This window comes from Paenibacillus sp. FSL R7-0189, assembly GCF_037969925.1.
Lineage (GTDB): Bacteria > Bacillota > Bacilli > Paenibacillales > Paenibacillaceae > Paenibacillus_AQ > Paenibacillus_AQ odorifer.
Genome location: NZ_CP150223.1, coordinates 3483513 through 3505862 on the forward strand (window position 1 = coordinate 3483513; position 22350 = coordinate 3505862).

Sequence of the window (22350 nt, forward strand, 5' to 3'; positions counted from 1 at the left end):
GGACCCAGATGCCGTTATTTGCGAATTTTTAGCCTTTTGAGCAGGGTTTCGGACTCCAATGATGCTATTCGTTAGAAAGAGGAGTAATTATGGTGTTTTTTATACCAATAGCGACTATGGGGTCCGATAGCATAACAAATGTGGATTAATATTGCGATTAGGGTCATCCATGTCCGATAGGTGCTACAGATGTTTCGTAGGTGCAAATATTATCAAACTAAACAAAAAACAGGAGTTGTCCCAACGGCCATTTCATGGCTTATGTGACAACTCCTGTTTTTACTCATGGTTGCTTGATTCAGCAGCTTAATGATTAGCTAGATTAAGGATCTATTTTACAGATAATTTCAATTGTTTCTGTGTTGCATTGTAACTCCATACAAGCGCAGGGAACTTCTTCTTAAAGGCATTTAATTCAATGAAGGTCTCGCCGTTCTGAGAAAGCGCCTCTTTGGAGGACAACGTAAAGCCGGTCGCTTTACCTGTCCCGTTCGTTACGATGACTTTTTTGTTCTTGGCATCCCATGTGATGTCGCCTTCGATCAGTGCACCTAGTACGAGCGAAGAAGCATAAGTCTTATCTCCTTGCTTTATTAGACCCACATTACCAGCAAAGGCAACCCCGTTGACATTCAAGATATGATGATCACCGGAAACCTCAATGCTTTTCATTCCTGCAATCTGTAGAGCGGTAATCAGCTGCGCAGTTTTGCCTTTAACCTCAATATCCGGTGCAAGCCCGATGTGATTAAAGTCTTCTTTATTTGGAGTTAGGTATTTCTGCGTAGTCAGCTTCAGCATGTCTCCATTGGACATTGGAAGCAGGCTCTGAATACGTGCTTTGCCGAAAGAACGAGTGCCTACGACGGTAGCGAGCTTATTGTCGCGTAATGCGCCAGTAAGCGCCTCAGAAGCGCTGGCAGTGTACTCATTCGTTAGAATAACGACGGGTACGCCTATTTTGCTGCCACTGGTAATCGTTACTGGAGTAAGTGCTCCGGTTTGATCGGAGGTATACATCATGATGCCTTTATCCATGAAATTGGAGACAATGTTGTATGCCGAATCCATATAGCCGCCTAAGTTGTCACGCAAATCAAGCACCATCGATTTCATACCTGCTGCACGCATCTTTTTCAGCATAGCGGCAAATTCTTCATCGGAATTCTGTGTGAAACCACTCAGTGTGATGTAGGCTATCTTCTGTCCAACAATAGTTCCGGTAACAGAAGTCGAGCTGATTTCATTTCGGGTTACACGAAATGATTTAGTCACTCCATTCCGGAGCACCTGCAGAGTGACCTTGGTGCCTGCGGCTCCGCTTAACTCGTCTCCTTCGGTCTCTTCAACGGGGATTCCGTTAATTTTGACTATCGTATCACCGCGTTTCAGACCTGCTTGTTCTGCAGGCGAACCGGGTGTTATGTCTTCGATGTAGAGTTCTGTTGCGGTATATTGCAATCTAACACCAATACCAACGTATTCCAGATCAACATCATGTTCAAATTGTGCCGCTTCCTCGGTATTGAAGTATTGGCTATAAGGATCATCCAGGGTGTTCACCATGCCGTCAATGGCTCCACGAATCAAAGTATCCTTATCTACACCGGAGAGGTTATAGTTCTCCAGAATATTCATGACTTCATTGATAAGATCACGGTTATCTGTAGATGCCTGAGCGGCATCGGCAGCAGAAACTACTGGAGCAAAAGTTAGGGATAAAGCCAGACAGCTGCCTAGAAGTGCACTTATTACTTTATTGGATTTCATGGAATCATACGCCCTTTTTATATAATTTATAAGATAAGAAAGTATACACTGCACGAATTAACTTTCTGTGACGTATGGTTTTAGGATTTCACAAGTTTATAGTAAACGCTATAGGTGTTATCAGTAGTCCATACCCCGCTATCCGACTTGGATAAAATGAAGATAGTGCCTTGCTCAAAAGTTTCCTCTTCACTGGCATCTTTCTCTTTGTTTTCCACATAAATAGCTGCTTCTTTGGCGCTAAAATAGTAGATATTTGAAACGCTTGGAGTATAAGTGACGTCGTATGAAGTAAAGAAATCTTCCAGATCTTCCTTAAGGGAGGTATCATATTCTTCTCCGTATGAAGTCATGGTGGAAAGAACAGCCGCCGGATTTTGTTCATTCATAGCTTGATAATATTTGGTGATATTACCTTTGATGGCATCCGCATCATTTTGAGGAATGTTAGCTGCTGTTTTTAGAGCTTGTTCACGAGTCAGCAGTATCACGGAGCTTTGGGATTCCACAGATGATATTTTCCAGCTTCCATTCTTGCGGACAAGTGTATACATGTATTCGTCCTCTGTATCTGGCGTATAAGCCCCACCTGTCCGGCGAGAGCTTTCCAATGTATAAACAGTAGCGTCATCGCCTGTAATATCAATGATTTCCAAACTTTCAATAGTATTTTTTATATCAAAAATCTCAAAGGATGCATTGAGATCCGCCACTGACTCCGCATTAGAGGATTCTGAATCCATAAGGGAATAGAAGCTAATCGCTTTTTCTTCATTGAAATACTTATTAGACAAACGGATTAATGCTGTAATCGCTGCTTCGTCCTTATCTTTGGATACTGGGGTGGTAATTTGGACGCTTCTGCTGGTTGAATTCCAGACGGCTGTGCCTCCGGTTGCCTCTGCGATAAAACGTAAAGGAATGTATGTAGTGCCAGCTGAGGAGACTGGTGCGGTGGTCAGTTTTTTCACGGTTCCGTTAACGGTTGCACGGTTGCTGCCAATTTTCAGGCTGATCGCCAGATTTGAACTTTTACCTGTTACTGTTCCAGTCTTGGCATCCCAAAGCACCTGCAGTCCAAGCTTTTCGAAGATGACCCGGAAAGGGACAAGTACAGAATTGTTCGCTAAGTAAGGGGTTCCTGCGGTAAAGGAAACCTTACTGCCGTTGATATAAACATCAATCGGTTTTGAAGCAGCAAAAGCCGGGACCGCCAGTATCAGGGCCAGAAGACTTATGCTCAAGAGGGATAATAATTTTTTCAACAGTACTCTCTCCTTTTATGTAACTCTTTGTAAAATAGCCTCATTATACCATTTGATTTCTCTCTATGTCTATCAATTGGTGTTAGTTTTGTCACACCAAAAAGAGCCGGAGATATTGAAATCTCCAGCTTTTTGATCCCCTGATCTCAGACTAAGAAAGCTTCACGGACACGGTTCCAGAACGGAAACGGACGATATCTTGCGAAGCTGACTTTTTTGTCTGAAACTTGACAGCGTACTGAAATCAGGTCATCAACAGGAATGTTGTTATGATCTACGGTGAGCAGCAAACGCTGGTCTTTACATGAAAAAATGTCACAATGATGATGCTTTGGCAGTAGTAGCGGCGAGCCCATTGTCCGGAATACACGGTTGTTAATAGACGCGATTTCGGCAATCTGCAGCGCTTCTATTGAAGGGTGAACCATAGCGCCCCCTAGGCTTTTGTTATAAGCTGTACTGCCAGAGGGAGTTGAAATACAAAGTCCATCGCCCCGGAACATTTCGAAGGTGACATCGTTGATGTCGATTTGGATCATTATAGTTCCATCCACCCCTTTAAGGGTAAATTCGTTGAGGGCAATGTGAGACGAAGATCCCGATTTTTTGTGAATCTCCAGCTCTATTAATGGATATTTCACAATACGCGGTTTCTGCGGCTCAGATTCACCGGTTCCGCACATATAATCGATTAAGGTGGGCAGCTCTTCTGCTTGCCAGTCCGCATAGAAGCCGAGGTGTCCTGTGTGCACACCTACAAAGGCTAAGTTGGGAATCTGGTCGATAAAGGTATGAAAAGCGTGCAGCATTGTGCCGTCTCCACCTATCGAGATGACGATTTCCGGAGACTCGGCATCCAGTTGCAAATCCCGCTCCGCCGCCAGCTTGTGAAATTGCTCGGCAAGTTTGATTGACAGCTCATCACCGCGGTCCAGAACATAATATCTCAAGATGTACAAGCTCCTTTATATAATTCCGTCATACACCGATCATAATCAATCTTGCCCCGGAACACAATATGTAATCAACTTCGGCGCATCAATCGGAGCATTGCCATAAAGGCAGGGATAAGCAGTGACACTAGAAGAGCAGCGGCTAGTATAAGACTCAGTAGAGCTAGACTGGCAGTGACACCTGAGGCTGATGGTGTAAAGGCAGTGGAGGCAGGCAGAGAGACCCATGCAGAAGACAATCCTGATCCCATCACAGGCTTCCATAGCAGCACCACGAGACCTGCTGCGAGTATGGCATGTATTAGTCGTGCAGTTAAGAACGGCAGATAACGCAGCCCGGTACCGTTCAAAATACTGGCGACTTGGGCATGTACAGATAATCCGCCCCAAGAGAGAATAAAGGCAGCTGCTGCGACCTTGAATTGAAGCGGGATGGAAGAAGCGGCTTCACCAGCAGAACGAGCACCTATGGTGACCTCGAACAATCCGCTGATCAAGGCCTGAGCTAATTCGGGAGGCCCTCCAACAAGGGAGACGAGAGATCCGGCCAGGCTAAATAGTGAGGGCAGGATTCCGGCACGGGCAAGCAGCTCCATTAGCACGTTGAAGAATACAACCAGACCCCCTACGACAATAATAAGCTGTAGCGAGGATTGGATCGCTCCTTTTAACAGTTCCCCGAAGCTCCGTCCATCCTTGCGCCGGGCTTCGGACATCGCAAGGAGTGCGGCATGTATTCTGCCGAATCCTTGTTTTGCTGGAGCAGAGGGGGCGTCAGAACTACTTTTTGTTGGGTCTTGGGTGGGAGTCTTTTGTTCCTTACGTCCATGAAATGACATTAGGAGACCAACCATTAAGCCACTTCCGTAGTGGGCTAGTGCCAATATTAGCCCCAAAGAAGCATCGCGAAAGAACCCAACGGATACCGCCCCTAGTAGAAAAATAGGATCGGAGGAGGTTGTAAATGCTACAAGGCGTTCACCTTCGATTCTGCTGATCAGCTTCTGCTCCCGCAGCTTAGCGGTTAATTTGGCTCCAACGGGATATCCTGATACATATCCCATGGCCGCGACAAAACCACCGCTGCCAGGTATACCGAAGAGGGGGCGCATCAGTGGATCAAGTAAAGCGCCGAAGAGATGGACAATGCCTAAGCCTAGCATGATTTCAGAAATGACGAAGAATGGAAACAGTGAAGGGAAGAGCACGTCCCACCAGATGGCCAGGCCACGTAAGGCTGCGGCAAGAGATGCTTCAGGATGAAGTAACATCAGCAGCATACAACCAGCCAATATGAATCCCAGCAGCGGGCCGCCAATCTTTTTAAAAGTCATAATTAACGCCTCCTGGTCTATGGTTAGATGTATGCAAAAAGAGGGACAAACAGCACAAAAAAATGGAGAAAGCGGTTACAATTATCTGTGCTTTTTCGCAGGAATTATGATATTATGTAATAAATAAATGCACCCTCTGTTACACGATTAAATGGGATGGAGTGATGGCGATGAGCGTTATAGCCGGAGTTCTCGTTTGTGCTTTTGTATATGTAATCCGGGTCTCTCTCGTCCCTCCTGGTGATGAGGAATTTAGGACCTACTAACCTTACTCTTCAGGCGCTGAACTATAGTTTAGCGTCTTTTTTCTGTACTTTAGAGAGCACTTTCGACGGATATCCGTGTTATGCTTATCTTTGGTATAATAAAATACGTAACGTTTCATTAATATGGAAGAAGGCTGGTAACCTCAATGAATCCAAATGAGAGTATATATGAAAATCTAGGGGGGGCTGAAGCACTACATCGGTTGGTGGAAGTGTTCTATGCCAAGGTACAGCTTCATCCGCAGCTGGGACCCTTGTTCCCTGAAGATATTACTCCAGTTCTGGAGAAGCAATATCAATTCCTGACACAGTTTTTTGGCGGGGGTCCACTTTATTCGGAATTACATGGACATCCCATGATGAGAGCAAGGCATATGCATATTCCTATTACTTCAGAACGTGCTGATGAGTGGCTACAATGTATGAAAGAGGCACTGGTGGAGACTGGAGTCGAAGAACCACTGCGTTCATTCGTGCTTAGCCGCCTTGCAGGTCCTGCACATCATTTTGTTAACATGCCCCAGGAATAACAAGGGACAGGTTGATCCTGAAAGGAATGAGAGTACTTGACAGAGTTAATACCCCTATATTCTATAAAGGTCAAGTGTTGCAACTGTGAAAATGAATTTTCAACCTCGCGGGTACGTCCTAGCCTAAAAAAGGCTGTTCGGCGTGATGCTGATTTCTGCGCATATTATAAAAATGAGAATCCGGATTATTATGTTGTACGGGTCTGCCCCAATTGCGGGTTTGCCTCCACAGAAAATTCGGCTGACAAGCTGACGGAACGTCAGCGTAAGGCATTTAATGAGCAGGTAGGGAAACGCTGGAAGAGCCGAGACTTTGGGGAGAAAAGAGACTGGGAAACTGCGCTCGAGACCTATAAGCTGGCGCTTTTATGTGCTCAGAGTATTAACGATAAAGATCGGATTATTGCAAGTCTGCTGCATCACATTGCTTGGCTCTATCGCTACCAAGGGGAGACTGAGCAGGAGAAGCGTTTTTTACGTTATTCTTTGGACGAGTATGTTAAGGTCTATGAAAAAGATGGCATTGCCGGCAATGATGCCCGGCTCATGTACCTGATCGGCGAACTTAATCGGCGCATCGGAGAATACTCAGTGGCTGTGATGTGGTTCTCCCGTCTGATTAATGATCAGAAGATTATGGATGCGGCGATGATTCGAGCGGCACGTGAGCAGTGGGTTATTTTACGGGAGCAAATGCGTGCTGAGGCTGTAGAGGTTGAGGTTGATGTCGAAGGCTTGTCTTCAAGTTCATAACGATTTGCGAACAACAAAAAGCGCAGAAGAGAATTTAATTCTCCTCTGCGCTTTGTAGAAAGAAAATGTTAGGATTTGCTTATCTGACAGCTCGATCGAACAAAAGGTAATCGCCGTCATTATCTATAACTGTAGGACTGGCGCTGCAGCAGGGGAAGACAAGCAGTTTTTTCTTGCCGTCACGAACGATTTGTAATTCTTTTGGCTTCATAGGCAGAAGCACATTCTCTGAGTTGCAGAATGGACAGTATTGCACATACATATCGCCTAGAATGATGTCATAAGGCCAGGTATGACTAAAAGGAATCATTGTGAGTCCTTCCCAGAAGGAGTCTCTTCATTTTCGCCCTCAGTTTGTGGGGGATTTTGTTTTTTGGATAGCTCCGCTATTTTTTGTAGTAAAATATGTTGGGGCATATGCATCAAGTGTTCCAAAGGAACGCCTAGTTGCTTGGATAACGTAATGGCTGTTTCCGGTGAAATTTGTAGTGGCTTCATATGAATGCCCTCCTAAAGTTTATCGGCTATAAATGTTCAGATATCGTTATTCACTTTACCATGGTGTTAAGACAATTACAAAGAAAGTCAAATGAAAGCAAAGGAATGGTGAGTACAAATGAAACAACCGTTATCACTGACTTGGGAACTGGATACTATTTTTCCGGGGGGGTCTTCGTCTGCAGAGCTAGAAGGTTTCTTGAGCAAGCTTGAAAAAGATATTTTATCCTTACAGGGCTTTGTGAAGGATGCTGTGGCACCAACGGATGTTGCGTCTACAAAAGCATTGGATGAGGTTATAGCATTGCTTCAGAGCTGTTCAGGAAGACTTGTGGAGGTCACTTCCTTCGCAGACTGTCTAGGCGCTCAGAATCAGATGGACAAGGGTGCGGTAAGACTGGCAGCCAAAGTGACAAGCATGCGCGCCGGATTCGAAGGGATCAGCTCGCAATTTAGCAATGTACTGCGTCAGACTACGGACAAGGTATGGGCTGAGTGGATGGCTCGTCCAGAGATTGCTCCTTTAACGTTCGTACTGAGCGAGAGCCGTGATTTGGCCCGTGAGAAGATGAGCCCTGAGCTGGAAAGTTTAGCGTTGGAATTAGCTGTTGACGGATATCATGGATGGAGCGGACACTATGATACGATTGTAAGCTCAATCAAGATCCCATTTGAGGATGAAGAAGGAGCAAAGCTGCTTTCTGCAGGTCAAGCTTTTAATAAGCTGGATGATCCAGATCCAAAAGTGCGTCAAGCGATGTTCCATAAATGGGAAGAGGCTTGGACTGAAGCGGCAGATAATTGCGCAGATACTTTAAATCACTTAGCAGGCTTCCGCCTGAAGCTCTATAAGGGCAGAGGCTGGGACGATGTTCTAAAAGATCCGCTCAGCATTAATCGTATGACACAGGACACCTTAAATACGATGTGGGACGTAATTACGAAGAGCAAACCTGTACTCGTGTCCTACCTTCAGCGCAAAGCCAAGCTGCTGGGGTTGGATTCCCTCTCATGGGTCGATGTCGAAGCTCCTGTAGGCAAATCCTCCGGCAAAATCCCTTATGATCAAGCTGCGAAGGATATCGTCACACAGTTCCGTAAATTTAGTCCTAAGATGGCTGAGTTTGCAGAGCGTGCCTTTGATAATAACTGGATCGAGGTTGAGGATCGTAATGGCAAACGTCCTGGTGGATTCTGTACTTCCTTCCCTGAGAGCAAAGAATCACGGATATTCATGACTTACAGCGGCACACCTTCCAATGTTTCAACATTGGCCCATGAGCTGGGACATGCCTATCATTCCTACTTGCTTGATGATCAACCTGTATTTAATCAGAATTATGCAATGAACGTTGCAGAGACCGCTTCAACCTTTGCAGAAGTGATTGTATCTGATGCTCAGGTTAAAGCTGCGGGCAATGCAGAGGAGAAGCTGGCACTGCTTGAAACGAAGATACAGAACAGTGTGGCATTCTTTATGAACATTCACGCTCGATTCTTGTTCGAGACTCGTTTTTATGAAAAACGTAAGGAAGGCCTTGTAAATGCTGAGGAACTGTCTGCTCTGATGGTGGAAGCACAGAAAGAAGCTTTCTGTGGTGTGCTTTCTGAATACCATCCTCACTTCTGGGCGTCGAAGCTGCATTTCTATATCACAGATGTACCTTTCTATAATTTCCCGTACACTGTTGGTTATATGTTCAGTACAGGCTTATATCGTCTGGCATTACAAGAGGGAGCTTCCTTTGCAGACAAATATGATAGCTTGTTGCAGGATACCGGCGTGATGACATTGGAGGATTTGGTGCTCAAACATTTGGGTGTGGATCTGACTAAGCCAGATTTCTGGCAAGGGGCTACAGATTTGATCGTGGCTGATATCAACGAGTTCTTGGAGATGACTGAGCATTTAGCATGAAATGTCTAAAATAAGACAAATTTCAGTGCGCTAAAAATAACGGAATTTCAGTGTGAACGCGCAAAGACCCCGGTTAAGGGGTCTTTTTTTAATGGTTAATTGTCGAAAACTCCCGTTTTATAAAAATTAATATACGAATGATCTATGAATTTTGCGCATTACTAGGGATAATAACCCAATTTTGTAGAATAATGTTGTTTGACGTATTTAAGGGGTCTATAATGAGCCTTGAGCCTTATATAAGGCTTGCAAGGAAGACTAATGAGCTTAGCTCAAAAAGCTTAAGTAAGCGCTTACTAAGCCGATTTGTACGAAGTAAACTCGAAGTAGCTAAGCTCACAAACAATATAAATCGAACCAGAAACTTGGGAAAAGGGGAAGGAGTGGCGGAGGGGAATTTTGGAACTGTAAGAGCGGGAGCGACCGCCTTTGTCTCCGAATTTCACCCGCTGTACGCGTAAGAATTCAAGAAATTTGGAGACAACAGCGGCTGGAAGTCCAAACATTCCCCGCAGTAGCGACGGATCCTTAGCCTAAATATTTAGGGTTCGATTTATAAAAGACGAAGTGAACTCGAAGAAGCTAAGCTCACAAAACTTTTAGGAGGAAAGATATGCTTAAGACAGAACAGCTATCATTAGCAAGACAGATGGATTTGGTGTTTAGGGAACTGCAAGAGGAATTATCGGGACTATCTTCCGGTACGGTATTTGTGCAAATACGAAATAATACCATTGGCAAATTCGGCATACGTCATCACCCTCTAGCCGGTCGGGGTGGTGGATTCACAGAAGTAAAGGAAGGAATAACGGAGAGTCAGCAGTCTTCTTTTCGTCTAATGGCACTGGAGAGTCTGAAATACAAACGGCGCTGGACTCATGGTGAGATCAGCTATGAATTCGCTATAAGACAGGGAAAGCTAATCGTAGATGCTACGCTGGAGTCCAATTATAATATGGCAAATCTGATGATTCGATCTCCCCGTAATGCTTACGCCGAGAGTGCTGATCAATTTTTAAGTTAAACGTTTTACATAAAGATTGCATGCAGCTCGGATTATAGGGTATAAATTAGAAAAACCTCCCACAGCTTCTGGAAGAAGTGTGAGAGGTTTGAAAGCTAGTCGGCAATAGGCTTTTTAAGACCTCAGCCGGATAAAACACTTAAGATAACGATGTTACTGACGACCGGACAGTTGTTGTTCTGCCAGTTGTACTAGACGTTTAGTGATGTAACCTCCCAAAGAACCAGTTTCGCGGGAAGTGTAGTTCCCGTAATAACCGTCAGCTGGGATCGTTACTCCAAGCTCTTGTGCTGCTTCATATTTCAATTGTTGCAACGCTGCATTTGCTTGAGGAACTACAAGGTTATTGGAACGGCTGCTACGACCTTGACCTGCTTGACCCATGTGTGTCACCTCCTTCGCCCGTTGTGAAGATAGTATGAGCGCTAAGAGGCTAATTCATGCATGCTATCGAAAGGTTTTAAGGATGGTAATTATTAGTCGATTAAAAGTAAGGGTAGGAAAGCCTAAATAACTAAGCTCGCACAAAAAATCGGCCTTCTCTTACGTAAACGCAAGGGAAGACCGATATAATGTATATCTGCTTTAATTCTCGGGATAGATCATTTCCAGCATAGTGGACAGCTCAAGGCTTTGACCTGGTTCTACCTTCAGCAAGCCAGTGAAGGAAGGATCGTCGGAAACGTTAGGAGCATCCGGGAGCCAGGTATAAGGTTCGATGCACAGAAATTGATCGGCTGGTCCTTTGGTATACAGGACCCAGTGGCGAAAAAGATTCTCGTCGGCCGTATAACGAAGACCATAACCATCATCGCGTAATAACAATGCTTCTACGGGCTGCTTGTCACCAATACGCAGAGCGGTATCAAAATTAGTTCCCTGTAGGTTAATTCCAGAATTTAGAGACTCTAGATCACCGAGTGGAATTAGATTGCCGCTAGGGAGCAATTCATCGTTTAGTTCATAAATGCTGTTTACGGGCAATTTGAGATTCCAGCGTTCAGGTTCTCCATCGATCATAAACCAGGTGTGATAACCGATCCCAAAGGGAATACGATGATCGCCGAGATTTGTAACCTTTAAAGTCTGGCTGAGCCGGGCATCCTGAAGCCTGAATGTCATTTCGAATTTGAGTGGAATGGGAAATTGCTCCATCCAGTGTGGATCATCTTCAGTAAGGAATTCAGTAGTGACTGCACAACCGTCCTCGTCTTCTTCAATATCGCTGACACACCAGGATTGAGTCCGGTGTAGACCATGGATATGATTGTCACCAGCGGTATTCTGGTCAAATTGATAACTTGTACCCTCGAATTGAAATTTTCCTTTACGAATTCTTCCGGGTGGAATTAAGAGCGGGATGCCAAAATGGTAAGGTTTTTGCATAAAGAAAGCTTGATCGCTTTCATCAGGCCGCCGCAGAATTTCCCGTTGTTCCTTTACATCAAACAATGAAATCACGTTGTTTCCTAGTCGCGGCAAAAGCGTGACTTCCAGTTCGCGGCTGTGCAAAATATAAGTATCATAACCGCCCCACTGCCCTTTGGTCACCTGTTTCATGAGATATGCTCCTTTATCGTAACTGTAATCGAATAGAACATGGATAACCTTATCATAACAGATTTATACGGAAGTGGTTAAGTGATTTGACAACTTCTCTTTATGGTTCTATGATGAAGGCATTAAATTATGATGAGAATGTGATGACGGGGACAAGTAGGCAGGAAATGTACCTTCAGAAAGCCGGTGGTTGATGCGAACCGGTAGGACACTCTTGATGAATGGACCCCTGAGCGCCGCGCTTGAACGGGAGCAAGATACCCTAGTAGACCGGCCGGATCTTCCCCGTTAACGGAAGACTAAGGCTGTTTCCTTTTGACTATACAAAGGTTTAGCAGCGAATAAGGGTGGCACCACGGTCTCACGTCCCTTGCGGATGAGGCTTTTTTTGCGTTCTCGGAAATTGGAAATCACATCTAACGGAGGTCTATATTATGTTGAAAAAAGTAATGTCAGGCATACAACCGAGCGGTTCTCTAACTTTGGGTAACTATATCGGAGCGCTGAAAAATTTTGTGAAGCTGCAAGACGATCATCAATGTTTCTTTATGGTTGTCGATATGCATGCGATCACCGTTGCTCAAGATCCTGCGGCACTGCGTGAGCAGTCTGAAGCTGTAGCTGCACTCTTTATCGCGGCAGGAATTGATCCTGTGCGTTCGAATGTATATATGCAGTCCCATGTGCCTCAGCATGCGGAATTGGGTTGGATCATGACTACGTTAACGGCAATGGGCGAGCTTGAGCGTATGACACAGTTCAAAGATAAATCATCAGGTAAGGATTCGGTTGGCGCGGGCCTATTCGTATATCCTTCTTTAATGGCAGCAGATATTCTTGTTTATAATGCGGATCTTGTGCCAGTAGGTGAAGATCAGAAGCAGCACTTGGAGTTGACCCGTGATTTAGCTGGCCGATTTAATAACCGTTTTGGCGAATTCTTTACGATTCCTGAACCGTATATCCCTGAAGTGGGCGCACGCATTATGTCTCTGGATGATGGCACTAAAAAAATGAGCAAGAGCAGCCCAAATGCAGGCAGCTATATTGCCCTGTTGGATTCGCCGGATGTGATCCGTAAAAAAATCAGCCGCGCAACGACTGATTCTGGACGTGAAGTTATCTTTGATCCGGCTAATAAGCCAGAGATTAGTAACTTGATGAGTATTTACTCGGAATGTTCTGGAATGTCCCTCCAGCAAATTGCCGATCGTTATGAGGGACAAATGTATGGTGGCTTTAAGAAGGATCTTGGGGAAGTGGTTGTGTCCACACTTGAGCCTTTGCAACAAAGATATCATGAAATTCGCAGTTCAGGTGCGATCACTGATATTCTTGCCGAAGGTGCTGAACGCGCACGTATTGTTGCAGCTGAGACATTGAATGGCGTAAAAGAGCGGATGGGCTTTCTGCCAGCTCGTTAATCTAATCAGAGCTTAAACTTTCCTGTTTGCGTCTAATTCTGGCTTTGAGGATAAATCCCCAGCCAATATTCAATACGCAGAGAAAACCAAGCAGGAGTGCCAGCCAGAAGCTATAGCTGATCGCGATTGAAGCGGCAGTGAGAATAAGAATAGAAGAACAAGCGAACCAAAGTGAGAGTCCTTTACCCATTAAGAGCCTTCCTTTCCGTGTCTGCTAAAATGAATCCCGGAGTATTATAAATACTCCGGGATTTTTTGTGATTATAGAATAGTTCTCTCAGTAAGTCTACAGTTTCATCGTAAAGAACCAGGGTCGATGGAAAATCGTTTGTCGAGCTTATCGCTGCTAAGCCAGCCTACATAAGTATTTAAAGGTTTATATTGGTTATCCATAACTAATACAGCCACAAAAGGGTATTGTTTGCGGTGTAAATAACGAACGTCTCCCCAGCGCACCATATATCCTGAAGGAAGCTCCTCCACTTCGGCCACCGCATAAGAGGTGAAATATAAAAAGGACTGAATATCTGGATGCGACTTGGATATTTCCACAGCGGGATGATTCGAGCAGACCGCATGTTTGAACCATTCCAGACGGTTGTTCAGTAGCTGCCCAACGTCATAACTGCCGTCTTTTTTCACTTTAACCACGTTCCAGCGTTTAAGTGAAATTGTAGGGATTACAATATAACGTTCGCCAGCAGTATGGTGTATATCTTTAAGCTTGATGTTTCGTGTAAGGCGGGCATGAACAATCGTTCTCCAAATATAATAAAGAATGGTACAGGCATAAAGCGTAATAAATAAAGGTTTAGGCGGAACAATCCCAGTGATCCAGAGCAGAATAGCTGCGATATGGCTGCCAAAAATAAATGGATCGAAAATGTGGATGATATTCCAGGCGATCCATTTCTCAGTGAATGGACGGGCCGCCTGAGTTCCATAGGTGTTAAACAGATCAGAGAAGACGTGCACGCCTACACCTATGAAACCCCAGAGTGCAACATGGCTTAAAGCTGCCAAATCAGTAAATCCAAACAGAGGCCCTAAGACTAGGGCAATCAGAGCGGGCCACAAAAATAGAAAAGGCAAGGAGTGTGTGATTCCCCGGTGATTACGAATATATATTGCATTGTCCTTTAGTCTTAATGCGGTATCGGCATCAGGAGCCTGTGAGCCTAAAATTGTAGCCAGCATAACGGCCCCGGCCAGTTTAGGGTCAGAAGCAACGACGGGATCGACGAAAGAAAGTCCGGCTAACCCTATGCCCATAACTAAATGTGTAGCGGTGTCCATTGGTCAGTTCTCCTTTGTTGTTCGGAAGTACATTATTAATAATTACCCAAATACGGCTTAGGTTATTAAGGGGCTGGAAATAAATATTGTCACGTAATTGTCAAATTCATGAACATACTGTGCCATGACTGTCAAAGTCTCCTCGGGTTTGATATGATAAAGTTAACAGCGAAGTCTATTTAGTGCTTCGGCTAGAACGTTAGAAGTTTGTTTAGAAGGAGGATCATTTGGTGTGGATAATCATATAACATTTCAAGCTTCTTCCGATTCTGCAGCTATGTCTGCAAAATCTCCACCGGAAGGTGCAAGTTGGCGTGATTTCATTACCGTAACAAAACCCGGTATTATCCGATCTAACCTCATCGCTGCCTTTGCAGGATATTGGCTGGCTTCAGGTTGGGATGTTCAATACGGCAGATTAGTTCTGACTCTGCTCGGTACAATGCTGGTTATGGCTTCGGCCTGTGTTTTTAATAACTATTTCGACCGTGATCTGGATATGAAGATGGAAAGAACGCGCGATCGTGGGCTTCCTACAGGACGACTGAAACCCAAAACCGTATTGCTGTATGCTATTGGGCTTGGGATTGCGGGTTTGATTGTGCTGTTTGCTTTTTCCGGAGTTTTAGCCGGTCTGTTCGGGATTGTAGGGATGTTCGTTTACGTTGTAGTATACACCCTTTGGTTGAAACGGACATCAACATGGAGCACTTCAGTAGGTGCGATCTCTGGAGCTATGCCACCGGTAATTGGCTACGTTGCAGTTACGGGAACAGTTGATCTAGGGGCTTGGCTGATGTTTGCGATGTTGTTTCTGTGGCAACCTCCCCATTTCTGGGCGCTCGGGATTAGACGTAAAGAAGAATATAGAGCCGCAGGTTTCCCACTGCTGCCTGTAGTCAAAGGAACACGTCGTACGAAGTTTCAAATGATTCCTTATGTAGCGCTGTTACTGCCTATTCCAGTGTTAATGTACGCCTACGATTATGCAGGCATTTTTTATCTGGTGATTTCAACAGCGCTGTCTCTGGCTTGGTTAATCATAACCTTGATGGGCTTTGCAGCAAAAGATGACGAAGTCTGGGCGAAGAAGAACTTCCTCTTCTCCATTAACTACCTAACGGTAAGTTTGATCGTACTTGTATTAAATACGATTCACGGTTAAGAAGAGGGAGGGTATTATTGTCCGTGCAGACCTTTAAGCGTTATAAATGGACCTGGATTCTACTATTGCTTGCTTTGGTAATGGCTGGTTATCTGGCAGTTAATTCTTTGAATTTAGGAAAAGAAAAACTGCCGGTAATCGGAGAAGTGCAGGACTTTTCACTTGAAAATGTGGATGGAGACCAGATTACTCTGGCTGATACACAAGGTAAGGCACGGCTGGTATACTTTTTTTTCACGCAATGTCCGGATGTATGTCCTATAACTACGTTTCTGTTATCTCAGACGCAGAAAATTCTGGTCGACGAGGGCAACTTTGGAAAAGATACGGCGTTCGTCTCCATTTCTTTTGATCCAGAGAATGATACACGTGAAGCCATTAAGACCTTTGCGGACCGTTTCCAGGCAGATTATAAGGGTTGGTACTTCTTACGGGGGGATCAGGAAGTGATTCGTAAGCTGGCAACTGATTCTTTTAAAGTACTAATTGCAGGGAATAGTAAAGAAAATTTCGTACATGCCAATCGCATAGCATTGGTTGATCGAGACAATCGTCTCCGTGCATTGTATGACGCAGGAGATACGGATAACGTAACGCCTGAATTTCTTGCCGATAGGCTGAATGAATTGGCTCGTGAATAGAACATAACCGCATAACAGAAACGCCTTTTTCGAATCCCGTTTATTGAAGGGATAACGAAAAAGGCGTTTTTAATTTCTTAGGCAATATATCGCGAATCAAAAAGGAATGGGTTCAGGGTAAATGATGAACTCTTCCAGACCCGCTTTTTCAAGCTGATTAATATTGTATTCATCTGGAGTGCCCTCCACTCCGGCATAACCCCGGCGCGTATAGATGTGACCAGCATCGGGAAAGGCATCGCGGAGAATCCCGCGTATTTTTTTGCCTGAACTGTCGTTATCCATATAAAGATATACTTCTCCATCTCCTACTTTTTGTCGCAGGGACTCGAGTTTGAGCATATTTAATGTACCAAAGGTACAGAGGATTTCGACTTCCGGTACCAGCACGCGTCGTAATCTGCTGCGATCGTTTTTGCCTTCGACAATAATCGTAATGGACATTTGCTGACAATCACCTCCGGAAATGAAGCCTGAACTTTCAGACTCATTATAGTTTACCGAAGGAGGAGCAGTTTTAACAACTGTTTCTACAGGAAAATCTTCATTCCCCGGGAAATGTCGTAAAAACAATAAATCATGCGGCCCGCCCATTCCATTTGGAAGAGTAGGTGGACAGCTTGGCTGAATTTTTTGGCGGAAGCAGTAATAGTGCAACCATCAGCAATAGAAAGGCAATGAAATAAGGCGAAACAACGTCTCTTAGTTGTCCTGCGGCCACAGGCCCTGCGAATGCACCTAGTGACATGGCTATCGACTGCATGGAGAAGGTGCGTCCCATACGTCCTGGTCCACCTAGACTAATAAAGAGCGAAGCCATTGCAGGAAATAATATTCCTTTGGCTGCACCCAGAATAAAGAGAATAACGGAAGCGGGAATGCTGTGAAGTGAGGCGAGCGCAAAAAAACAAAGGGCCATTCCTAGCAAGGCCACGGCTATTCTTCCTCCTGGGGAAAAGCGGTTCAGGAAGAACAAACTGAGTGTTACCAAAGCCCCTAAGCTAAGGAGCGATAAAAGAATACCTGTGGAAACAATGCTATTACTTCCGGTCTGAGATAGAGGAAGCTCAAAGAACAGAACCCCTTGTGAACAAGAAACGAAAAAAGGCAGCAGATAATAACGTTTGGAAACTGGATTGGGATCGGATATAGGGACCGAAGGAAGATCCTGATTTTTCAAAGGAGGTGCTGCTGAGTTTACAGGGCGTACTAAACGCCGGGCAGGCGCCGGTACACTGAAAAAAGCCATGATTCCTGTAGCGATAAGCAGCCATCCCAATGTGGTGAAGGTGCCGGAATAGCCAGCTTTAGCTACGATAAAGGCACCCGCTGCTGGGGATACCACTGAAGCTAAGGTATGAACGATACCATGTCCGGACATATATTTCCCCTGCTCAGTGGCATCAGATGATAATGAAGCCAGCAAGGTCATGCACGCCGGAGAGAGGAAGGCGAGCGCGAACCCGCTTGCTGCTCGTAGCATCAGCAAATGCCACGGAAGCTGAGCGTGAGCCTGCAGCAATAGAATGGCTCCCGCAGTAACAAGGCTAAAGACGATGTAGCGGCGGCTGCCATTACGATCGACGAGTACGCCTGCGAGCAAATTGCCAGGAAGATGGGTCAACGAATACATGCCCATCATCCAGCCAATAAAGGCGGGTCCCGCACCAAGAGAGATGGCAAAGGGCGTTAGAATAGGATACTGTGCATGTAAATCAAAAAACGCCAGAAAAAGAAACAGGTACAGCCATAGCGCAGTTTTCACAGGGAAACACCTCCGAGAGCCACCTACAATAAAGGTTAATGCAGGAAGGCGTATTTTAAGAAGATCAAATTTAAGCAACTACTTGTACTTTACGTGGGACAGAGAGGGCTTATACCGCTTTTTTAATTCCTGTAAGCAGGTATACCTTTCTCTGGCTGTGGAACCATGAATTATGATGGGCATTCATGTATAATAATTAATATTGGCGTCATGTCTATGGAGGAGATAATCCTTAGGACGAAACTAGGCGATAGGGGTGTTGTGAGGTTGATGGATCCAGAGGTGTGGTCACAGTTTATTAGAGAGAATTGGTTAGTTATTGTTATTGCGCTTGTTCTGTTGTTCGCGGTTGTTAATTTGGTCAAAACGATGTTGAAATGGGCGATTGTCATTATTATCGTTGTAGGTCTATTCATCTATAGTGGTGTGACAATGGACCAAATTGGTAACGCTGTGAATAAGGTGGCAGATGGAACGGTAAGCACGCTGAAGAAGGAAGCACAAGAGGTCATGCTTAAAGAGGCGCAGGATGCGAAGTACACTTCAAATGGTGACGGAACATTTACGATCACAACTCCGAATATTGAAGTGAAAGGTACTACTGGTGAAGATAAGGTAGAGGTTACTTTCCGCGGAGTTAGTCTTGGGAAGTGGAGTATTACAGATACCACACAAACATTTATCGAGGAAGCTCGGAAACATCAATAAACGGCCTCAGTTTAAATGATTATCAAAAACAAGCAAGCGGGCGGCTGAAAGGGGAGATTGGATATGATAAACGGTTGGTTGACTAGTCTGAGTGATGCAAATATCATCTCCATCGCCCTCCTGCTGGTAGTAGTCTTTTCACTATTGCAAGGCTGGAGCAGAGGGTTCTCAAGTGCTACCGGAAGATTATTCGGTCTGCTGGGAACAGGACTGTTTACAATAGCTTCTTTGGTGCTGGCCATTCCTGCTGCGGCGTATCTCAATCCTCATGTTCAGACTTGGGCAGCAGGAATAAGTCTGCCTGATAAACAGCTGACCCAGTGGCAGCAAATTTATTATACGGCTGTGTCTGTGCTGGCGGAATCGCCGCTGGTGCGGTTTCTATTGTTGTTATTGCTCTCTTATATCTTAATTCGCATGCTTCTGGGATTGTTGTCTATGCTGCTTCCATTCCACCAGCTACGGCGCACCAAGACATTTAAGGACAGAAAGATTACGCAAGTAAGCCGTATGGGTGGAGCTATCATAGGATTAATTATAGGCTTGACTCGTGGTTTAATTATTGTGCTCGCTCTCTTCATTTGTGTTGGCCTAAATCCAGAAAGTCAATTTAGCCGTTATGTGGAATCTTCTCCGATCTACAGTCAAAGCGCTGCCGCTGTATTTGAACCCTTTGTTGGGGAGACAGTGCAGAAAAAGCTGCCTATTCTGACGAAGACCGTTGCAGCTGAGATGAATGATATTCTGCGCAGAAAATATGAAGTTATCGATCATGACATTCCACAAGATATTGTGGGAGCTGCTGAAGATATTATTGGACAAGCGCAAGGAGACGAGAAGAAAGCCAGACTACTGTATGATTGGGTAGGAACACGAGTAACTTATGATTACGCCAAAGCGGAAAATTATGAAAAAAATAGAATTTGGCATGAACAGACCCCGCAGGATACCTTCGACACACGTATAGGGGTATGTATTGATTATGCCCGTCTTTACGCTGTAATGGCCCGCTCCCAAGGATTGCAGGTGCGCGTTGTAACGGGTCAAGGCTATGATGGTAGAGGCGGGTATGGCGCACATGCCTGGAATGAAGTTTATATAAGTGACCGGCAAGCTTGGATTCCATTGGATCCCACTTGGGCGAGCAGTGGAGATTGGTTTAATCCGAAGGATTTTGACGATACGCATATTAGGGAGAACGCACTCTGAGTGAGGGCGCCGCACTCCTTCCGTGTGGTACAATAAACTCATACCAACCGCTCTAACACAAATGCGAGTGCAATGCTCACAATCAGCTTCTTAGAAATCACCTTCATTATAGGAGCAATGTCGCTGGCTAAGGCAATTCAGACATTATTTTTATATAGAAGGGAAGAAAGCTGGTGAGCTTTGGGAAGCAGCTCCCGCCTGCGGACGGGAAATCTTCGAAACATTCTGTAGGTCTGCGATTGAATCTGTTTTTCTTTGGCACTTTTTTTATTTTTTGTATCATTATTGTGCGTCTTGCAGGTTTGCAGTTTACTGAGGGAGCTTTGCTGACAGAAGAAGAGATCAAACGGGATACGAAGTTTGTTCCGCTGGCAGCCATGCGAGGGATTATTTTTGCTGCCGGGGGTGAGCAGATAGCCTATTCTACACCTGTTGAGTCGCTCTATCTTACCCTAAATAAGGAATATACAGCTAAAACTACTGATAAAGTAACGGGTGAAACCTCACTAACGGAAAAGGCGAAAAATAAGTCCAATGACCTTGCAGCAAGATTAGTAGCGGAGTTTGAGAAATATGGAAGTGCAGATGCCCCTAAGTTAACGCAGCAGGACGTGCTGGATTTACTTGATCTGGACTTTAAAAAGTACCTAGGTTATGTACCGCGTCGTATAAAAGCAGGGCTAACTTCAGAAGAAATAGCTTATTTCATGGAACATAAGGATGAATATCCAGGTATTACCATTGTGGAAGAAAGTATACGCCACTACGATAAAGATACGGTAGCTGTGCAGACGGTGGGTTTTGGCAAACCTTTTAAATCAACCGAAGACTTAGCGATGTACAAAAATATTCGTAGTGCAATGAAAGACAATTCTTCACCGGGACTTATGTATAAAACGGAAGAATATGTGGGGTTTGATGGTCTGGAAATGCAGTATCAACGCGAACTGCGCGGAGAAAATGGTTATCAGGTCATTTCGGTCACTCCTCAAAATATGGCGGAGAAGGTAGAACAGACCGTTCCCCCTGTAAAAGGCAATAACATTTGGATGACTATTAATAAGAATGTTCAGATGAAGACTGAACAGGCCATATTAGATCAGATTAAATGGCTGCACACCAATGCTGTGCAAGGCGAAACTCATCCAGATGCTTTAACAGGTTATGCAGTAGCAATGGAAGTAGAGACTGGTAATATTGTCGCTATGGCGAGTATGCCGGATTACGATTCGAATGTATGGACAAAGGACTCGTTGCCTACATCCGTCTGGAATAAAATTATGAACAATCATCTGAATGGTACAATTACCTCGAATTCTTCCGGGAGATCGGGTCATGATTTTAGCTCTCTTGTATTCATGGGATCGACCATCAAACCGTTAAGTGTATTAATTGGTCTAAATGAAGGTTTTTTTAGCACCTCGAGCACCTATCCAGATGTGGGGATTACCTATTTCGGTAAGGATGATAAATCATCGGTTAGAAATTCATCAGGTCACGTCTATGGAAAACTGTATCCGGCTGATGCTATCAAGCAATCCTCTAACGTATTTATGGTGGATATGGTCGGAAAGCAACTTTATAAGAAATACCTGGGGGATAAAGGCGTAGAGGTCTGGGACCAATATATGAAAAAGTTCGGACTGGGTGTGTCAACACAAAGTGGTCTTCCCGGTGAATCACCAGGTCAGATTAACTATACAGATTTCAAGGCTGCAGGGAGCTCGCAGGCCGCGCTCGTCTACGCATCTTTTGGCCAGCAAGGCAGTTATACTACGTTACAGCTTGCCCAGTATGCTACTACACTTGCAAATGAAGGTGTGCGAATTAAACCACAGCTTATAAGTAAGATTACGGATGCGCAAGGTAAGGTGGTTAAGGAATTTAAAAAAGAAGTGCTTAATAAAGTAACCTTTGATAAATCGTTCTGGAGAGAAATCAAACAGGGAATGAGCAGTAAAGTTAGTGCTTTTGACGATTTTCCTTATGATTTTGCCCGTAAGACAGGAACCTCTGAAAAAACGGACAGAAAAAATATAAACCGTGATAACGGGGTTTTTATTGCCTTTGCTCCACGTGAGAATCCGAAGCTGGCTGTAGCGGTTGTGATTCCGGAGGGCGGCTTTGGCTCAAATAGTGCAGCTCCGGTTGCCCGTAAGATTTTTGATGCTTATGATTGGGAATATGGGCTGGATGGGGTTCCAAAGAAGAATATTCCTCCTGTGGCAGATCCCGTTCAAGAACAATAAGCTTAAATTAGAGAAAAAGGAG

General features: G+C 44.7%; 22 protein-coding genes and 1 other annotated feature. Of the genes, 10 read left to right on the plus strand and 12 right to left on the minus strand.

The annotated features are described in order from the left end of the window. Window positions 1–330: 330 nt before the first annotated feature. The 4 genes from MKY63_RS15140 to ylbJ form a co-directional block, all read right to left on the minus strand. A complete protein-coding gene (locus MKY63_RS15140) occupies window positions 331–1770 on the minus strand; it encodes a S41 family peptidase (protein WP_051491374.1) in 1440 nt (479 codons plus the stop codon). A gap of 80 nt (window positions 1771–1850) precedes the next feature. Next, window positions 1851–3035: a copper amine oxidase N-terminal domain-containing protein gene (locus tag MKY63_RS15145; RefSeq protein WP_036685319.1), complete on the minus strand. Its 1185-nt coding sequence runs from the start codon at window positions 3033–3035 to the stop codon at window positions 1851–1853. 146 nt (window positions 3036–3181) lie between these two features. Continuing rightward, complete coding sequence (locus tag MKY63_RS15150) at window positions 3182–3985, minus strand: NAD kinase (RefSeq protein WP_076105311.1); 804 nt, start codon at window positions 3983–3985, stop codon at window positions 3182–3184. A 74-nt stretch (window positions 3986–4059) separates the two neighbouring features. Then, entirely contained in the window at window positions 4060–5322 is a 1263-nt protein-coding gene (gene ylbJ, locus MKY63_RS15155) for a sporulation integral membrane protein YlbJ (protein ID WP_076141968.1), read from the minus strand. Window positions 5323–5734: 412 nt separating this feature from the next. On the opposite strand from ylbJ, the gene MKY63_RS15160 reads away from it, so the two are divergent. Together MKY63_RS15160 and MKY63_RS15165 are read left to right on the plus strand one after the other, a co-directional pair. Next, window positions 5735–6118: a globin gene (locus MKY63_RS15160; protein ID WP_076296367.1), complete on the plus strand. Its 384-nt coding sequence runs from the start codon at window positions 5735–5737 to the stop codon at window positions 6116–6118. A 36-nt stretch (window positions 6119–6154) separates the two neighbouring features. Next, entirely contained in the window at window positions 6155–6871 is a 717-nt protein-coding gene (locus tag MKY63_RS15165; protein ID WP_076274256.1) for a DUF2225 domain-containing protein, read from the plus strand. A gap of 79 nt (window positions 6872–6950) precedes the next feature. On the opposite strand, the gene MKY63_RS15170 is transcribed toward MKY63_RS15165, so the two are convergent. Both MKY63_RS15170 and MKY63_RS15175 read right to left on the minus strand, forming a co-directional pair. Beyond that, window positions 6951–7181 (minus strand): hypothetical protein, encoded by a 231-nt coding sequence (locus MKY63_RS15170; RefSeq protein WP_036685307.1) that lies wholly within the window; start codon window positions 7179–7181, stop codon window positions 6951–6953. Next, window positions 7178–7369, minus strand: coding sequence for a YycC family protein (locus MKY63_RS15175; RefSeq protein ID WP_076105309.1), 192 nt, complete (start codon window positions 7367–7369; stop codon window positions 7178–7180). Before MKY63_RS15175 ends, MKY63_RS15170 begins: the two co-directional genes overlap by 4 nt. Window positions 7370–7487: 118 nt before the next feature. Between MKY63_RS15175 and MKY63_RS15180 the strand changes: the two genes are divergently transcribed. Further along, entirely contained in the window at window positions 7488–9287 is a 1800-nt protein-coding gene (locus MKY63_RS15180) for a M3 family oligoendopeptidase (RefSeq protein ID WP_076274257.1), read from the plus strand. 613 nt (window positions 9288–9900) lie between these two features. Then, on the plus strand, window positions 9901–10311 hold the full coding sequence (locus MKY63_RS15185) for a hypothetical protein (protein WP_036685297.1): 411 nt from the start codon (window positions 9901–9903) through the stop codon (window positions 10309–10311). A 153-nt stretch (window positions 10312–10464) separates the two neighbouring features. Here the strand turns inward: MKY63_RS15185 and MKY63_RS15190 are convergent, their stop codons facing one another. Together MKY63_RS15190 and MKY63_RS15195 are read right to left on the minus strand one after the other, a co-directional pair. Then, window positions 10465–10695, minus strand: a complete 231-nt coding sequence (locus tag MKY63_RS15190) for an alpha/beta-type small acid-soluble spore protein (protein WP_036685295.1) — start codon at window positions 10693–10695, stop codon at window positions 10465–10467. Between the two features lie 201 nt (window positions 10696–10896). Next, window positions 10897–11871, minus strand: a complete 975-nt coding sequence (locus MKY63_RS15195) for an aldose 1-epimerase (protein WP_076105307.1) — start codon at window positions 11869–11871, stop codon at window positions 10897–10899. A 134-nt stretch (window positions 11872–12005) separates the two neighbouring features. Next, window positions 12006–12245: a binding site (T-box leader), on the plus strand. Window positions 12246–12308: 63 nt separating this feature from the next. Between MKY63_RS15195 and trpS the strand changes: the two genes are divergently transcribed. After that, window positions 12309–13295: a tryptophan--tRNA ligase gene (gene trpS, locus MKY63_RS15200; protein WP_036685592.1), complete on the plus strand. Its 987-nt coding sequence runs from the start codon at window positions 12309–12311 to the stop codon at window positions 13293–13295. Between the two features lies 1 nt (window position 13296). On the opposite strand, the gene MKY63_RS15205 is transcribed toward trpS, so the two are convergent. After that, complete coding sequence (locus tag MKY63_RS15205; protein ID WP_038573198.1) at window positions 13297–13485, minus strand: hypothetical protein; 189 nt, start codon at window positions 13483–13485, stop codon at window positions 13297–13299. 104 nt (window positions 13486–13589) lie between these two features. Further along, complete coding sequence (locus MKY63_RS15210; RefSeq protein WP_339813402.1) at window positions 13590–14591, minus strand: metal-dependent hydrolase; 1002 nt, start codon at window positions 14589–14591, stop codon at window positions 13590–13592. Between the two features lie 232 nt (window positions 14592–14823). On the opposite strand from MKY63_RS15210, the gene cyoE reads away from it, so the two are divergent. Together cyoE and MKY63_RS15220 are read left to right on the plus strand one after the other, a co-directional pair. Next, entirely contained in the window at window positions 14824–15756 is a 933-nt protein-coding gene (gene cyoE / locus MKY63_RS15215) for a heme o synthase (protein ID WP_036685285.1), read from the plus strand. Between the two features lie 23 nt (window positions 15757–15779). Next, complete coding sequence (locus MKY63_RS15220) at window positions 15780–16397, plus strand: SCO family protein (protein ID WP_141118578.1); 618 nt, start codon at window positions 15780–15782, stop codon at window positions 16395–16397. Window positions 16398–16493: 96 nt separating this feature from the next. Here the strand turns inward: MKY63_RS15220 and MKY63_RS15225 are convergent, their stop codons facing one another. Both MKY63_RS15225 and MKY63_RS15230 read right to left on the minus strand, forming a co-directional pair. After that, complete coding sequence (locus MKY63_RS15225; RefSeq protein WP_339813405.1) at window positions 16494–16841, minus strand: DNA primase; 348 nt, start codon at window positions 16839–16841, stop codon at window positions 16494–16496. Between the two features lie 133 nt (window positions 16842–16974). After that, the gene (locus MKY63_RS15230) at window positions 16975–18162 is read right to left on the minus strand and encodes an MFS transporter (RefSeq protein WP_036685283.1); all 1188 of its coding nucleotides are present in this window, start codon (window positions 18160–18162) and stop codon (window positions 16975–16977) included. A gap of 270 nt (window positions 18163–18432) precedes the next feature. On the opposite strand from MKY63_RS15230, the gene MKY63_RS15235 reads away from it, so the two are divergent. The 3 genes from MKY63_RS15235 to MKY63_RS15245 all read left to right on the plus strand — a co-directional run bounded on the left by MKY63_RS15235 (window position 18433) and on the right by MKY63_RS15245 (window position 22328). Continuing rightward, the gene (locus MKY63_RS15235; RefSeq protein WP_036685280.1) at window positions 18433–18870 is read left to right on the plus strand and encodes a hypothetical protein; all 438 of its coding nucleotides are present in this window, start codon (window positions 18433–18435) and stop codon (window positions 18868–18870) included. Between the two features lie 63 nt (window positions 18871–18933). Next, the gene (locus MKY63_RS15240) at window positions 18934–20079 is read left to right on the plus strand and encodes a transglutaminase-like domain-containing protein (RefSeq protein WP_036685274.1); all 1146 of its coding nucleotides are present in this window, start codon (window positions 18934–18936) and stop codon (window positions 20077–20079) included. A 173-nt stretch (window positions 20080–20252) separates the two neighbouring features. After that, window positions 20253–22328 (plus strand): penicillin-binding protein 2, encoded by a 2076-nt coding sequence (locus MKY63_RS15245; protein ID WP_235219518.1) that lies wholly within the window; start codon window positions 20253–20255, stop codon window positions 22326–22328. Window positions 22329–22350 lie beyond the last annotated feature (22 nt).

Coding starts and splice junctions, on each gene's coding strand:
- ylbJ (WP_076141968.1), bottom strand. CDS start 5,322: ATGACTTTTAAAAAGATTGGCGGCCCGCTGCTGGGATTCATATTGGCT.
- MKY63_RS15240 (WP_036685274.1), top strand. CDS start 18,934: ATGATAAACGGTTGGTTGACTAGTCTGAGTGATGCAAATATCATCTCC.
- MKY63_RS15160 (WP_076296367.1), top strand. CDS start 5,735: ATGAATCCAAATGAGAGTATATATGAAAATCTAGGGGGGGCTGAAGCA.
- MKY63_RS15195 (WP_076105307.1), bottom strand. CDS start 11,871: ATGAAACAGGTGACCAAAGGGCAGTGGGGCGGTTATGATACTTATATT.
- MKY63_RS15140 (WP_051491374.1), bottom strand. CDS start 1,770: ATGAAATCCAATAAAGTAATAAGTGCACTTCTAGGCAGCTGTCTGGCT.
- MKY63_RS15175 (WP_076105309.1), bottom strand. CDS start 7,369: ATGAAGCCACTACAAATTTCACCGGAAACAGCCATTACGTTATCCAAG.
- MKY63_RS15205 (WP_038573198.1), bottom strand. CDS start 13,485: ATGGGTAAAGGACTCTCACTTTGGTTCGCTTGTTCTTCTATTCTTATT.
- MKY63_RS15190 (WP_036685295.1), bottom strand. CDS start 10,695: ATGGGTCAAGCAGGTCAAGGTCGTAGCAGCCGTTCCAATAACCTTGTA.
- MKY63_RS15235 (WP_036685280.1), top strand. CDS start 18,433: ATGGATCCAGAGGTGTGGTCACAGTTTATTAGAGAGAATTGGTTAGTT.
- MKY63_RS15210 (WP_339813402.1), bottom strand. CDS start 14,591: ATGGACACCGCTACACATTTAGTTATGGGCATAGGGTTAGCCGGACTT.
- MKY63_RS15180 (WP_076274257.1), top strand. CDS start 7,488: ATGAAACAACCGTTATCACTGACTTGGGAACTGGATACTATTTTTCCG.
- MKY63_RS15170 (WP_036685307.1), bottom strand. CDS start 7,181: ATGATTCCTTTTAGTCATACCTGGCCTTATGACATCATTCTAGGCGAT.
- MKY63_RS15225 (WP_339813405.1), bottom strand. CDS start 16,841: ATGTCCATTACGATTATTGTCGAAGGCAAAAACGATCGCAGCAGATTA.
- MKY63_RS15185 (WP_036685297.1), top strand. CDS start 9,901: ATGCTTAAGACAGAACAGCTATCATTAGCAAGACAGATGGATTTGGTG.